General features: G+C 70.1%; 14 protein-coding genes and 1 pseudogene. 7 read left to right on the top strand and 8 right to left on the bottom strand.

Features of this window, described 5'->3' with window-relative positions:
• Positions 1-26: 26 nt before the first annotated feature.
• On the bottom strand, positions 27-446 hold the full coding sequence (locus E4O86_RS04210) for a Zn-ribbon domain-containing OB-fold protein (RefSeq protein ID WP_161139258.1): 420 nt from the start codon (positions 444-446) through the stop codon (positions 27-29).
• A gap of 1 nt (position 447) precedes the next feature.
• Positions 448-1,977: a thiolase family protein gene (locus E4O86_RS23430; protein ID WP_246206187.1), complete on the bottom strand. Its 1,530-nt coding sequence runs from the start codon at positions 1,975-1,977 to the stop codon at positions 448-450.
• Between the two features lie 30 nt (positions 1,978-2,007).
• Here E4O86_RS23430 and E4O86_RS23435 point away from each other — a divergent pair.
• Positions 2,008-2,136: pseudogene (locus tag E4O86_RS23435) on the top strand (GMP synthase (glutamine-hydrolyzing)); the annotation flags it as partial.
• A gap of 10 nt (positions 2,137-2,146) precedes the next feature.
• On the opposite strand, the gene E4O86_RS04225 reads toward E4O86_RS23435, so the two are convergent.
• The 4 genes from E4O86_RS04225 to E4O86_RS04240 form a co-directional block, all read right to left on the bottom strand.
• Positions 2,147-2,572: a type II toxin-antitoxin system VapC family toxin gene (locus tag E4O86_RS04225; RefSeq protein ID WP_161139259.1), complete on the bottom strand. Its 426-nt coding sequence runs from the start codon at positions 2,570-2,572 to the stop codon at positions 2,147-2,149.
• Entirely contained in the window at positions 2,572-2,814 is a 243-nt protein-coding gene (locus tag E4O86_RS04230) for a type II toxin-antitoxin system Phd/YefM family antitoxin (RefSeq protein WP_161139280.1), read from the bottom strand. The genes E4O86_RS04225 and E4O86_RS04230 overlap by 1 nt, the downstream gene beginning before the upstream one ends.
• Before the next feature lie 131 nt (positions 2,815-2,945).
• Positions 2,946-4,133, bottom strand: coding sequence for a DJ-1/PfpI family protein (locus tag E4O86_RS04235; RefSeq protein ID WP_161139260.1), 1,188 nt, complete (start codon positions 4,131-4,133; stop codon positions 2,946-2,948).
• A 160-nt stretch (positions 4,134-4,293) separates the two neighbouring features.
• Positions 4,294-4,851, bottom strand: coding sequence for a dihydrofolate reductase family protein (locus tag E4O86_RS04240; protein WP_161139261.1), 558 nt, complete (start codon positions 4,849-4,851; stop codon positions 4,294-4,296).
• A gap of 235 nt (positions 4,852-5,086) precedes the next feature.
• Here E4O86_RS04240 and E4O86_RS04245 point away from each other — a divergent pair, with 235 nt between their 5' ends.
• The 5 genes from E4O86_RS04245 (at position 5,087) to E4O86_RS04265 (ending at position 10,057) form a co-directional block, all read left to right on the top strand.
• Positions 5,087-6,064 carry a GlxA family transcriptional regulator gene (locus E4O86_RS04245; protein ID WP_161139262.1) on the top strand — a complete coding sequence of 326 codons (978 nt, stop codon included), beginning with the start codon at positions 5,087-5,089 and terminating at the stop codon, positions 6,062-6,064.
• Positions 6,065-6,133: 69 nt separating this feature from the next.
• Complete coding sequence (locus tag E4O86_RS04250) at positions 6,134-6,436, top strand: hypothetical protein (RefSeq protein WP_161139263.1); 303 nt, start codon at positions 6,134-6,136, stop codon at positions 6,434-6,436.
• 218 nt (positions 6,437-6,654) lie between these two features.
• Positions 6,655-7,920 (top strand): glucose-1-phosphate adenylyltransferase, encoded by a 1,266-nt coding sequence (glgC, locus tag E4O86_RS04255; protein WP_161139264.1) that lies wholly within the window; start codon positions 6,655-6,657, stop codon positions 7,918-7,920.
• A gap of 3 nt (positions 7,921-7,923) precedes the next feature.
• On the top strand, positions 7,924-9,420 hold the full coding sequence (gene glgA / locus E4O86_RS04260) for a glycogen synthase GlgA (protein ID WP_161139265.1): 1,497 nt from the start codon (positions 7,924-7,926) through the stop codon (positions 9,418-9,420).
• On the top strand, positions 9,413-10,057 hold the full coding sequence (locus E4O86_RS04265; protein ID WP_246206189.1) for an alpha/beta hydrolase: 645 nt from the start codon (positions 9,413-9,415) through the stop codon (positions 10,055-10,057). The genes glgA and E4O86_RS04265 overlap by 8 nt, the downstream gene beginning before the upstream one ends.
• 1 nt (position 10,058) lies before the next feature.
• Here the strand turns inward: E4O86_RS04265 and E4O86_RS04270 are convergent, their stop codons facing one another.
• Entirely contained in the window at positions 10,059-10,994 is a 936-nt protein-coding gene (locus E4O86_RS04270) for a ring-cleaving dioxygenase (RefSeq protein WP_161139267.1), read from the bottom strand.
• Positions 10,995-11,265: 271 nt separating this feature from the next.
• Between E4O86_RS04270 and E4O86_RS04275 the strand changes: the two genes are divergently transcribed.
• Positions 11,266-11,709 carry a hypothetical protein gene (locus E4O86_RS04275; protein WP_205520690.1) on the top strand — a complete coding sequence of 148 codons (444 nt, stop codon included), beginning with the start codon at positions 11,266-11,268 and terminating at the stop codon, positions 11,707-11,709.
• Between the two features lie 64 nt (positions 11,710-11,773).
• Here E4O86_RS04275 and E4O86_RS04280 read toward each other — a convergent pair.
• Positions 11,774-13,499: DUF4384 domain-containing protein (locus E4O86_RS04280; protein WP_161139268.1), on the bottom strand; the 1,726-nt coding region annotated here is incomplete at its 5' end.

Below are 13,499 nucleotides of genomic sequence, written 5' to 3' on the forward strand. Positions count from 1 at the left end.
CCGCCCGCATCGTTTGGCCGGTCTTGTCAGCCGACGATCCGGTAGGCCAGGACCGGCAGGTCGTCCATCTGCAACGTTTCCGCCTTCGCCGGAACCGGGCCGCGCTCGAACAGGGCTTGGAGCGCCTGCGGTGTCGGATCGACGCCGAGAACGATCGCCTGCACGATCGGCCCCTCCTTCAGGCGGATATGGCCATAGACATAAGGCGCGATCTTCTCGAACCGCGGATGGCAGGCCGGCGATATGTTATGCGAGGCCAGCAGCAGCGTGGCGTCGCCGCTCAGTTCGACCGGCGTCACGTCCCAACTGCCGCAATGCTCGCAGCAGCCGGTCGGCGGGAAGGTGTAGCCGCCGCAGGCTTGGCAGGTGACCGCCCGAAAGACGCCCTCGGCGAGCCCTTCGTAATAGGAGCGGATGGCGCTCGGCTGTTCGGCAACGTTCGGCATGTCAAATGCTCCCGAGAACGACGACGGTGCCGATCATGGCGTAGCCGTGCGTGTGGATGACGGAGATCTCCGGTGTCTTCTTGATTTGCCGCGGTCCCGCTTGGCCGCGCATCTGCAGGACGGCCTCGTAGGTGTCGGTGCCGGCGCTGGCGCCCCAGGCATGGCCGAAGGCGTGGCGGCCGCCGTGGGTCGACATCGGCCGGTCGCCGTCAAAGCGTAGCCGACCGTCGCGCGCCGCGCTGAGCCCTGTGCCGGGTTCGAGGTAGCCGGTCGCCTCGGCGGTGCAGATGCCGGAGATGTGCGAGCAGTCGTGGGTGTGCAGATAGTCGATATCGGCAGGCTTGATGCGGGCCATGTCGAAGGCGGCATCGATGGCGCGGCGGTCGAACTCCCAATGGGTCGGGTCTTCGCCGTACCATGGCAGGTCGCTGTAACTGATGCCGAAGCCTTTGAGTTCGACGGGCTGCGACTTGCCGCCCTTGGCCAGATCGGCGCGGGTGATGACCATGGCCGACGCCCCGTCGGCGGTGGTCACCAGGCTGAGCAGCCGCGACGGCCAGGCGACGAAGGGATTGTGCTTGTCGGACCGCCAATAGTCGAACGGGTCGGAGAAGCCTTCCCTCTCGGCGCGGTCTTCGAGCCTTTCCTGGATGTTGGCCTTGGGGTTCATCGAACCGTGCAGTCGCCGCGTCTTGCACAGCTCGAACATGCCGCGATCGAAGTCCTCGATCGACATGCCGTATTTGCGGCAGTAGCCGAGCGCGACGAGACCGTTATAGGTCGAAAAGATGTCGTAGCCCTGCGGTACGCCATAGGCTTGGTTGACCGCCATGTCGGTCCACAGCCAGGTCTGCTGGTGGGAGATCGGCTCGCGCTCGTAGGGACTGAAGCCTTTCACCTTGGTGCGCGTGGTCTCCAGCCCGTAGACCAGCACGGTATCGTAGGTGCCGGCCGCGATCGACATCGCGGCGAGCGCCGCGCCGACATTGGTGGTCGAACATTGCGCCTCGAAATGGACGCCGGCCTTGAACTGGGTGCCGGTCCATTTCGACAGCTGCGAATAGGTGCCCGGCACCTGCGAACTGTGGACCATCGCATTGCCGGCGAACACCGCGTCGACGTCCTGGCCGGTCAGCCCGGCGTCGTCGAGCGCTTCCTTGACCGCGCGCGCCGTCAGCTCCTGGATCGTGGTGCCCTTGAGTTCGGGCGTCTCGAGCAGATTGCCGAAGCGCGAGCAGCCGACGCCCGATATCGCAATGCGTTCCCGTAATTTCCCTGTCATGAGACAATCCCCTTCGAGGCCTGCCGATCGCCTTCGCATCGCAAGGGCGGCGAGCCTGGCTTTCACGAAATTCGGTCCGGCATGGGCCCGAACCGCTCCGCCGGTGCGGAATGGCGTCAGCCGACCACAAAGGGGCGTGGCCATGCCTTGATAGGGATCAACGACGTCAAAGGGAGGGATACGACTGCCGATTTCCGCGGACGAACCCGCGTCGTCACGGCCGGGACGCCCGGCGGTGACGCGGTGCATTGTCGCCTGGCTCCTGTGCACGCGCACGGCGCCGGCTGCTTCCATTTCGACCTGGCCTTTCTCGGCCGGGCCGCGACCCACCTCATCAACGAGGTGAAGGGCGTCGACCGCGTCGTCTACGACGTGACCTGGAAGCCCCCGCGAGCGATCGAGTGCGGACAGTCCCGGATCATGCCAGCAACTGCGCCGGCACGCCCAGCACCGGCCCGGCCTCGGCGAGCCGCTGGTCGAGCGTATGCACCGTGGCGCCATGCTCCGAGGCGATGGCGAGGTGCAGCGCGTCGCCCGCACGCAGCCCGAGGGCATGCTGATCGGCAAACCTTGCCGCCGTCCGGAACTGGCCGCCCGTCACGGCCAGGACGGTGAAGCTCTCGGCCACCAGCTTGTTGAACATGGCGAGTGCAGCGGCGCGCTGTTCCAGGCTGATCTTTCCGGTCCGCAGCTTGATCGCCATGGCGGAAGACAGCTCGGTGACGGTCCAGTCGCTGATCAGGAGCCGCGCCGGGTCCTGCTCGGCGAGCCAGGCCTGGACGCGCGCCGTCATCGCATCGTTGGAGAGCGCCGCGACGATCAGCGACGTGTCGAGGTAGAGCATCAGGTGCGGTCGTCATCCCGCATCGACCGCACGAGATCGGCGGCGCTCTGGGACCGGGGCGGCATCCCTGCCGTCAACGATCGGAGCAGCGCGGCATCGATCGGCTTGCGGGGTCCCGCCACGGCGATGAGCCGCGCGACCGGCTTGCCGCGGCGGGTAATGTCGATCGAATCGCCCGCTTCGACCCGGTCGACCAGCTCGCTCAGATGGGCCTTGGCATCCGCCAGACTGATCGCATCCATCTCACGCTCCTGATCACGCTCGTGACCATGTAGATGGTCATATCGCGCCTCCATCTTGGAACCAGCGGCTTCATCAGGCTCGAGAAAGCTCGGCGGCCCGCCGGACGAACGCCCGGAGCCGCCTTGCCTGGTCATGGCGCGGCAGTCTCCGGAGCCGCAGCACGCATCGCCTTGCCCTGGCCGGGGCGGGGATATTCGAGCTGCATGGCGACGATATGGCTCGTGCCATCGCCGTAGCGCGCGGCGATCGCGCGGAGCGCGTCGTCGAGCGCATCGGCCGGCCGCCGGCCGGGGAAGGTCGATGCGCGGCGGTCCTCCGCCAGCTCCGCCATGTTCCGGTCCGGCAGCACGCGGACGCCGTTCGCCGTCACGGTCGCGGCGGTCGAGGCCGCGAATGTGAAGGCCGCGGACCGGTAGGTCCGCGACCATGCGTCGGCGACGAAAGCGAGCGAGACCTCGTCCATCCCGGGCGCGAGGCGGACGCCGAGCTCTTCCCGGTTCCAGAACGCCATCCTGTTGGCGAGCACGATCGTCGCGAACGGACGGGTCAGCCTGAACGCCGCGCTCGCATGCCGCGCATCCCACTCTCCGAGCCCGAGATCATGGGCGACGGATTCCGCCTTGGCCCGGCCGGCGATCGCCTCGATCAGCGTCAGCATCATCGGCATGGATGCGCTGATGCCGGTCGTCGTCGTCACGTCCCCGTCGGAGACCATCCGCCGGTCCGCAACATATGCGATGGTCGGGCTGCGCTTCAGCATCGCGCCGAGATAGTACCAGTGTGTCGTCGCGCGCCTGCCGTCGAGCAGGCCGGCGGCGGCGACGACCTTCGCGCCGGCGCAGATGCCGATGATCTTCGCGCCCTTTTCGGCCTGGCCTCTGATCCAGGCGAGCGCGGCCGGATCGTCGTCGCGGCTCATGGCGGGGACGATGACATAGTCGGCCCCTTCGGGATGCGCCGCATCGAACGCCACGATGGTCGCGTCGGACTCCACCCTCAGCGCGGGAAAGAGCTGAACCGGCCCCGGATCGGTCGCCAGCATCACGATTTCGGCCACGTCGGCACGCCGCAAGATGCCGGCTGGCACCAAATAGTCGGTCGTTTCCGTCGCATCGTTGATGCCGATGATCGCGATGAGCGGGCGCTCGCGCTTCGTCGGCCTGAGCGAAGCGAGCATCGCGCGCGCCTCCTCCGGCGGTACCGGCGGCGCTTCGGCGGCCGGTGTTGCCGCCGGCAGGGAAAAGAGCCAGCCGCCGAAGCCCGCCGGCAGGAGAGAGGCGAGGGCAAGGCCGCCCCAGATCAGATATCGCAGAGACATCGCCAGAATCTCCGGGCAGGGCATTCCGCAATGCCAAGCCGATGCAACGGTCGCTTTCGCGCGGAAGCGAGGGCGCCGCCGCGGATCTTCCGCCGGTTCGCCGGGTCGCCCGCCCGGGCCGTGCCGGTCGCGGGCTTCAGGCATGGCGCGGAAAAGGTCGTCAGGTCTGGTATTGCGGCTCGTAGTACAGGATCACGCCGCCGGTCTTCAGCGGCATGGTCCTGGTGAGCTTCAGGGCGAGCGCGCGGTCGGACGGCTTGAACAGCGGGTTTCCCCTGCCGAGCACGACAGGCGCGATGCAGATGCGCAATTCGTCGACCAGTTCGTGCCGCAGAAGGGCGGCGAGCAGGTCGGCGCTGCCGAACACGCCGATGTCCTTCCCCGGCTGCTGCTTGAGCCTTTCCACCGCGCCCGGGAGTTCACCTTCGAGGAGGCGGCTGTTGTTCCAGTCGACCTTCGCCGGCGTTCGCGACGCGACCACCTTCTCCACGCCGTTCATGAAGTCGGCGGTCGTTCCCGTCGCCTTCGACCAATAGGCGGCCATCCCCTCAAAGGTCACGCGGCCGAACAGGAGCGTGCCGAACTCCTCTGCCTGCCTGAGGCTGAAGGCTCCGAGTTCGTCGCCCCAGGCCGCCTCGTGGAAGGCCAGGTCCCACTTTTCGGCCCCCTCGAAGGAACCGTCGAGCGTCATCAAATTCCAGACCACGAGCTTTCGCATTCTTCATCCTCCTGATGGCCGGCTCGCGCAGTCGCAGTCCGGGCGAGCCGCGCCGTCGGCCTGTGTCCGCTCCGCGAAAGGCCGGAACCCTCGTCGCAACGCCGGACCGGCGGCCGGTCTGCCTCCGGCCGCGCCGTTCGACGGCTGGCCGGCCGCCCGGCGCTGTCCTTGACGGGCCGGAGCTTGGCAGCGAAAGGCCTTGGCAGAAATGACAAAGACGTGGCAATTCCTGCCAATGCACCCTGTCGCCTTCATCGTCTATCCGGGCTTCGAGCTGCTCGACACGTCGGGGCCGGCCTCGGTCTTCAACGGTGCCAACCGCGCCTTGGGCCAGCGGGGAAAGCCGGCATTCTATCAGATCGGGCTGGTGTCGGCCGAAGGCGGCGCCGTCGAAAGCAGCAGCGGCGTCGCGGTGGAGACGCAAGCGATCGCCGAATGTCGCCCCGGGGCGGTCCGGACGGTGCTGGTCGCAGGCGCCGAACGCGAGCACCTGCTGCCGGCGGTTGCGGACCCGGCGCTCAGGGCGGCGCTGCCGCAGCTGGTCCGGGAGGCCGAACGGTTCGGCGCCGTCTGCACCGGCGGCTTCCTGCTTGCTGCGCTCGGGCTGCTCGACGGCCGTCGGGTGGCGACGCACTGGGATGCCTGCAAGCCGTTTGCGGCCGCCTTTCCGAAGGTCACGGTCGATCCCGATGCGCTCTACGTGGTCGATGGACGGCTGTGGACGTCGGCCGGGGTGACCACGGGCATCGACATGGCGCTGGCGATGATCGGCCGCGATCTCGACGCGACGATCGCCGGCGAGGTCGCGAAGCGGCTGGTTCTCTATGCCAGGCGCCCCGGCTACCAGTCGCAGTTCAGCCCGCTCCTCAGGGCGCAGGTGAAGGGCGACAGCCCGTTTGCCGAGCTGATCGGGTGGATGCAGGCAAATCTCGACGCGCCGCTGGACGTGCCGTCGCTGGCCGCCCGCGCCGGGATGACCGAACGCACCTTCCATCGCAAATTCGTGGCGGCAACCGGCGAGACGCCGGCGCGGTTCGTCGAGATTGTCCGGCTCGATGCCGCGCGCATGCTTCTCTCGCGCGGGCTCTCGCTGAAGTCGATCTCGGCGCAGGTGGGCCTGTTCCCGCCCGCGCGCCTCGCGGATGCCTTCGAGCGGCGCTTCGGCGTCGCCCCGAGGCTGTTTCGCGACATGCACGCCGACCTGCAGGCGTAGGCCCCGGTCGCGCGGCCGCGCGGAACCGACCCGGCCGCGCGCCGGTTAGTCTGCGAGACGGAGGTCACCATGGCTGAGACGACGACCGATCACGCGACGATCCGCAAATGGGCGGAAAGCAAGGGCGGCAGGCCCGCCGCGGTGGAGCGCACGCACAAGGGCGGCGATGTCGGGATCATCCGCATCATGTTCCCCGACGCGCCGAATTCCGAGCACGACGCGCTGACCGAGATCTCCTGGGACGAGTTCTTCGACGAGTTCGAGGATCGCGGGCTGGCGCTGCTCTACGAGAAGGACAGCATGTTCTCCAAGATCGTCGGCCGCGACACCGCCGAGAAGCGCGCACAGGGCGACAGCAAGGCGCATCGCTGACCGCGCCTGCCGCCCGCGGTGCCGGCGGGCGGATGCGGGGCCCCAGTCACGGGCCCCAGTCACGGGCCCCAGTCACGGGGCCGGAGTCACCGGCGCCCGTCACCGGATTGTCGCAACACGGCGGCCGCGCCCGGCTATAATGTGTCACCGGGAAGGCGGATCGAATCGCGCCTGCGGCAGGGGCCGCCGCGGGCGCCGGGCGAGGGGCGGAGAGGGGCATGAACCTACATTCGACCAGCGGTCCGCTGGCGCGGAGCGCGATGGCCTATGTGCTCGCCGGCGGCCGCGGCAGCCGCCTCATGGAACTCACCGACAAGCGGGCGAAGCCGGCCGTCTATTTCGGGGGCAAGTCCCGCATCATCGATTTCGCGCTCTCCAACGCGCTCAATTCCGGCATCCGCCGCATCGGCGTCGCCACCCAGTACAAGGCGCACAGCCTGATCCGCCATCTCCAGCACGGCTGGAACTTCTTCCGGCCCGAGCGCAACGAGAGCTTCGACATCCTGCCGGCGAGCCAGCGCGTCTCCGAGGACAAATGGTATGCCGGCACGGCCGACGCCGTGTTCCAGAACATCGACATCATCGAGAGCTACGGCCCGCAGTTCATGGTCATCCTGGCGGGCGACCACATCTACAAGATGGACTTCGAGCCGATGCTCCAGCAGCATGTCGAGGAGGGGGCCGACGTGACGGTCGGCTGCCTGGAGGTGCCGCGGAGCGAGGCGAGCGGCTTCGGCGTGATGGCCGTCGATGCCTGCGACCGCATCGTCTCGTTCCTCGAGAAGCCTGCGGATCCGCCGGGAATGCCGGGCGACCCGGAGCGCTCGCTCGCCAGCATGGGCATCTACGTCTTCGAGACCAACTTCCTGATCGAGCAGCTGAAGCGCGACGCCGCCGATCCGAATTCGCAGCGCGATTTCGGGCGCGACGTCATTCCCTATCTCGTCGAGCACGGCAAGGCGGTCGCCCACCGCTTCTCGCGCTCCTGCGTCCGCTCCAGCGCGGAAAGCGAGGTCTACTGGCGCGACGTCGGCACGGTCGACGCCTATTGGGAGGCGAATGTCGACCTCACGGCCTCGCTGCCTTCGCTCGATCTCTACGACCGGAACTGGCCGATCTGGACCTATAGCGAGATCACGCCGCCGGCGAAGTTCGTGCACGACCAGCCCGGCCGGCGCGGCGCGGCGATCTGCTCCCTCGTTTCCGGCGGCTGCATCATCTCCGGGGCCGAGCTCCACCGCACGCTGCTCTTCACCGGCGTCCGGGCGCATTCCTTTGCGAAGGTGCGGCAGGCCGTCGTGCTCCCCTATGCCGATATCGGCCGGAACGTCCGGCTCACCAAGGTGGTGGTCGACCGCGGCGTGCGGATACCCGACGGCCTCGTCGTCGGCGAGGACCCGGAGGCGGATGCCGCGCGGTTCAGGCGGACGGCGCGCGGCGTGTGCCTGATCACCCAGCCGATGATCGACCGGCTGTCGGCTTAGCCGATGCAGGCGCTGTCGGTCGTCTCGGAGATCTACCCGCTGGTGAAGACCGGCGGGCTCGCCGATGTCGCCGGAGCGCTGCCGGCGGCGCTCGCCAGGGAAGGCATCTCGGTCAGCACGCTGGTGCCGGGCTATCCCGCCGTCATGCGGGCGCTCGATGCGGCCGGGACGGTGCACGCCTTCGACCATCTCTTCGGCGGTCCCGCGCGGCTCCTCGCCGGGCGCGCCGCGGGGCTCGCCCTCTTCGTGCTCGACGCGCCCCACCTGTTCGACCGTCCGGGCAATCCCTATCTCGACCGCGACGGGCGGGACTGGCCGGACAATGCACGGCGCTTCGCGGCGCTCGCCCAGGTCGGCGCGCTGCTCGGGCGCGGCCTCGCCCCGGGCTTCGACCCCGCCATCGTGCATGCGCATGACTGGCAGGCCGGGCTCGTGCCGGCGCTTCTCCATTTCGGCGGCGGCGGCTCGCCGGGCACGGTCGCGACCGTGCACAACCTCGCCTTCCAGGGCGTCTTTCCCGCGGAGATCTTTCCCGCGCTCGGCCTGCCGCCCGCGGCCTTCGCGGTCGAGGGGATCGAGTTCTTCGGGCAGGTCGGGTTCCTCAAGGCCGCCCTTCAGTTCGCGGACCGGATCACGACCGTCTCGCCCACCTATGCGCGCGAGATCCTCACGCCGGAGCACGGCATGCAGCTCGACGGCGTGCTGCGGGCGCGCGCCGACCGGCTGAGCGGGATCCTGAACGGCATCGACGGGGAGGCCTGGAACCCGGAGGCCGACCCGCATCTGCCGAAGACGTTCGACGTCAGGCGCACCATCGCGCGGCGCGTCAACAAGCGTGCGCTCCAGGAAAGGTTCGGCCTGCCCGCCGATGCCCAGGCGATGCTCTGCGCCGTGGTGAGCCGGCTTTCCTGGCAGAAGGGGCTCGACATTCTGCTCGCCGCGCTGCCGCGGCTCGCCGGGCGCAGGCTCCAGCTCGCCCTGGTCGGGACCGGCGATGCGGATCTCGAGGCGGCGTTCCGCTCCGCCGCCGAGCGCGATCCGAAGCGCGTCGGCGTCGTCATCGGCTATGACGAGGCGCTCGCCCATCTCGTGCAGGGCGGCGCGGATGCCGTCCTGGTGCCGTCGCGCTTCGAGCCGTGCGGGCTGACCCAGCTCTGCGCCATGCGCTACGGCGCGCTGCCGATCGTCGCCCGGGTGGGCGGGCTCGCCGACACGGTGGTCGATGCCAACGAGATGGCGCTCGCGATGCGTGCCGGGACCGGCTTCCAGTTCTCGCCGCCGGCACCGGGCCCGCTCGCCGAGGCCATCGAGCGCGCGCTCGCCGTCTGGGCGGATCCCGCCGCCTGGCGCCGGCTCCAGCGGAACGCGATGGGCGCTCCGGTCGGCTGGGAGCGGCCGGCGGCGCGCTATGCCGAGCTCTACCGCTCGCTCGCCTCCGAGCGGGCGCCGGAGGTCGCCGCCGCCCCCGCCGCCGAGCCGGAAGGAGCCGAACTTGAATGACGATCCGCATGCCGGCCAGCCGGTGTCGCGCGCCGGCCCCGCGCTCTCGGCCGCGCGCGGGGCGGTGATCCTCGTCCACGGCCGCGGCAGCAACCCGGCCGACATGATGGGGCTCGCCCGCTTGGTCCTTCCCGCCGAGATGGCGGCGCTCGCCCCCCGGGCGGCCGGATCGACCTGGTATCCCTATTCCTTCATGGCGCCGACCGATTCGAACGAGCCGTGGCTCGGTTCGGCGCTCGGCCGGATCGGCGCGCTCGTCGCCGAGATCGAGGCGGCCGGCCTGCCGGGCGAACGCGTCGCGATCCTCGGCTTCTCGCAGGGCGCCTGCCTCGCGCTCGAATTCGCGATCCGCAATCCAAGGCGCTACGGCGCCGTCGTCGCGCTGAGCGGCGGGCTCATCGGCCCGGAGGGAACCGTCTGGCCGGACCGCGGCTCGCTCGCCGGCACGCCCGCCTTCCTCGGCTGCAGCGACGTCGACTTCCACATTCCGCTCGAAAGGGTGGAGGCGAGCGCCGCACTTTTCCGCGCGCGCGGCGCCGAGGTCGATGCCCGCATCTATCCGGGCATGGGCCACACGGTGAACGAGGACGAGGTCGCGCGCGTGCGCGACCTCCTCTCCGCGATCGTCGCGGCCTAGCTCAGAGCGGCTTCAGGCCGGCTTCGATCTCCTTGCGCCGCGGCTCCAGGAAGGGCGGCAGGGCGAGCGTCTTGCCGAGCGTCTCCATCGGCTCGTCGGTGGCGAAGCCGGGCCCGTCGGTCGCGATCTCGAAGAGAATGCCGTTCGGCTCGCGGAAATAGAGGCTCCGGAAGTAGAACCTGTCGACCTTGCCGCTCGTCGGAATGCGGAGCTCCCGCAGGCGGTCGGCCCAGCCGTCATAGTCGGCGTCGGCGCTGCGGAACGCGACGTGATGCACGCCCCCCGCGCCAGGTCGCGCCGGCTGCAGGCCGGGCTGGACGAGCACGTGAAGCTCGGCGGCAGGCCCGCCGTCGCCCATCTCGTAGACATGCACCTCGCCGTCCGCGGTCTCGTAGCGCCGCGCCGGCCTCATCTTCAGGACGCGGGTGACGACGAGCTCGGTGGGGGCGGCGTCCGGCACGCTCATCGTGATCGGGCCGAGACCCCGGATCTGGTGCTCGGCCGGGACCGGGCTCTCCGCCCAGGGATTCGCCGTGCCGGCGCCGCCGTCGTCGACGAGGGCGAGGCGCTGCCCCTCCGGGTCCTCGAAGGAGAGCACCGCCCGGCCGTCCTCGGTCCCGATGCCGGAATGGGTCATGCCCTCGGCCGAGAGGCGGTCCGCCCACCATTCGAGGCTCTGCTCGCCGGCGACGCGAAGGCCGGTGCGGACGATGCTGTGCGTCCCGCGGCGCTCGCGCGGCGCCGGCCAGTCGAAGAAGGTGATGTCGCTCCCGGGCGTCGCTTTACCGTCCGCGTAGAAGAGATGGTAGGCCGAGACGTCGTCCTGGTTCACCGTCTTCTTCACGAGCCGCATGCCGAGCGTGTTGGTGTAGAACCTGACATTGCCCGGCGCGTCGGCCGAGACGGCGGTCAGATGGTGGATGCCTTTGAGTTCCATGGCGTCCTCGATCGGGTTCGCGTTTCTGTCCCGGTCTATGTCGCGTCCTGGCCGCGCCGGGTCGAGCCCGGGTCTGCCCGACAGTTTGTTTCATTCCCGGTGAACCATCGGTGCACCGGTCATTCCCGCTCCGCGAGATCGCGCGAGCCGAGAGACGCCGGGTAGAGTACAAGAAATGCGCCAGCGCCGCGGCCGAGAATTCGGGCGCGACAGGGGAGCGTTACCGGCGCGGCCGGATCGGCCCGGCTGGTCGGATGCATTGGGGGGAAGAATGACTGTGAAACTGGCCGCCGCTTTGGTGGCGGGACTCGCGATGGTTGCGGCGGCGCAGGCGGGCCGGGCGGATACCAGCATCGACAAGCTGCCGAAGGTCGAGAGCCTTCCGAAGGGGGTGGTGCAGGTGTCGCCCTTCGTTCCGGGCATGGGGGAGCACTGGGCCAATCCGGCCACGCTTCCGCTCGGGCCGATCTACTGCGTCATGAACGGGCGCGTGGTCTGCATGGAATACATGATCGCGCAGAAGGATTTCGCCGCGGGAAAGTCGTTCGAGAAGCTGGTTCCGTGGTTCGCCGGGACGGAGCAGCCGCCGATCGACCACATGGAATTCAACTTCGAGCCGAACGGGCATGAAGGCTTCACCGTGCCGCATTTCGACGTCCACATGTACTTCGTGTCGCCGGGCGTCCGGATGACGACGAAGGCCGCGATGAAATAGGCCTGCGGGCGCCGGCTGCCCGCCTTCGACGGAGCGCACCGGCGCGGTTGCCGCGCCGGCGGCGTCACGGGGCGGTCTGGACGAGGTTGTAGGTGTATTCGACGGTGAGGCGGGGATCCGCCTGCCGTGCCGCCTCGACCGCCGCGGCCAGGGCCGCGAGGTAGGGCTCGGCCTGCTCCGCCTCCGGCCGCATCCCCGCGAAGAGCGGCCTGGAGCTGGCGGTGACCACGATCACGTCCAGTCCGTATGGCGGGCCCACATAGAGCCCGCGCTCCGCATCCGCCCCGATCCTGATCGATGCGTTCGGCGCGTAGCGGTTCCCGGCCTGCCGGGCGGAAGGCACGATGTGGCGGACGCTCCCGTCGGCGGCGAAGTAGTCGACATAGATCGAGCTCGGGAAGCGCGGCGCCTGCAGTTCCATCGTCAGGCGGTCGCCGCCGCGGAAGCCCTTCACGCCGAAGAGCGCGGGCTCGGCGAACGCCGCGGCCGTGTAGCGCTGATAGCGCGACGGCGAGAATCCCGGCCGGGCGAGCGCGTCGAGAACACGGCAATAGGGCTCGCCGACGACGGCAACGTCCGCATCGTCCACGGTGGAGACCCCGTCGAGGGCGGCGAGGCGCGTCGCCAGGCGGCTGCGATCCGCCTCGGACCGCACGTGGCCCGACACCCTCACCGCGCCGGCATCGAAGCGGGCGTCGAGCTGCGCGCAGGGCAGCCCGGACACGGTCTCCTCGATCCGCTGCAGCGGGCCGTTGCCCTCGAATGCCGGCGGCGCCAGCGGAACCATCGCCAGTCTGGCGGCATCCGCTTCGGGCACTGCCTCCGGGGCTTCGGATCGCGCGGGGACCGCGCCCGACGTCGTCCGCACCGGCGCGAGCGGGGCGCTCGGGACCGGCTGCGCCGTGGAAAGGGCCGCAACGCGCTCGACCGCCGCCGTCTCCGGGATCGCGGAGAGCGCCTCGGGAGCGGCGGGAATGGCTGCCGCGGCTGCGGCTACGCCCGTGGCGGAAGGCGCGGCCGGGACGAGGGCGGACGTTGTCTCCGCGGAGCGGGCGAGGACCTCGGTTCGGCCGTCCGCCGGCAAGGACGCGATGGCCGCAAGCGTGTGCTTCGAGGCTGGCAAAGGAGGCTTCGCCGCAGCGGCTTCGATCGGCGCGGGTTCCGAAGCGGCCGGCGGCTCGACCGGGGCGGCCGGCGGCGCCGCTGCGCGCATGGACGTCTCGGCTGGAACCGGCGCCGGGGCGTCGCGGACCGTTTCCGCCAAGCCGGTGCCCGCCGGTGCCGGGATGGATTGAACGGGAGCCGCTTGGGCCTTCAGGACGATGGCGTCGGCCACCGTCGGCATGCTTTCCGGTGCGGCGGGAGAGGACAGGGCGACTGTCTCGGCCGCGACGGCCTCCGGAACGGGCGCGGCGGGCGGGGAGATGCTCGCGGCCGCCGCGATCGCCGTCCGGGGAGAAGCTTCCGTCGCCGTGGTCCCGGTCGGCGGGGCGATCGGGGCCGGGGCCGCGACGGGCAATGGTGCCGCGGCGGGCAATGGTGCCGCGGCAGGCGGGCCTGCTTCGCGGATTGCCCGGATCTCGGTTGCCCCCGCAATCGGCATCGCCGGCTCCGTCGCGAGGTTCGACGCGAGCGGGGCGAACGCAGCCGGCGCGACCGGCGCAAGCGCGGCGGCAGGCGGTGCGGCAGGCACGCTCGCCTCGGCCCCGGGCGGCGAACCGTCGGCGGCGGCGAGGTCGAAGGGAGCGGCGGGCGCTTCGACGGCGACGGCTTCCGGCTCCAGCGCGGCC

Origin of the sequence: Propylenella binzhouense (genome assembly GCF_009866965.1) — a bacterium.
GTDB classification, from domain to species: Bacteria; Pseudomonadota; Alphaproteobacteria; order Rhizobiales; family Afifellaceae; genus Propylenella; species Propylenella binzhouense.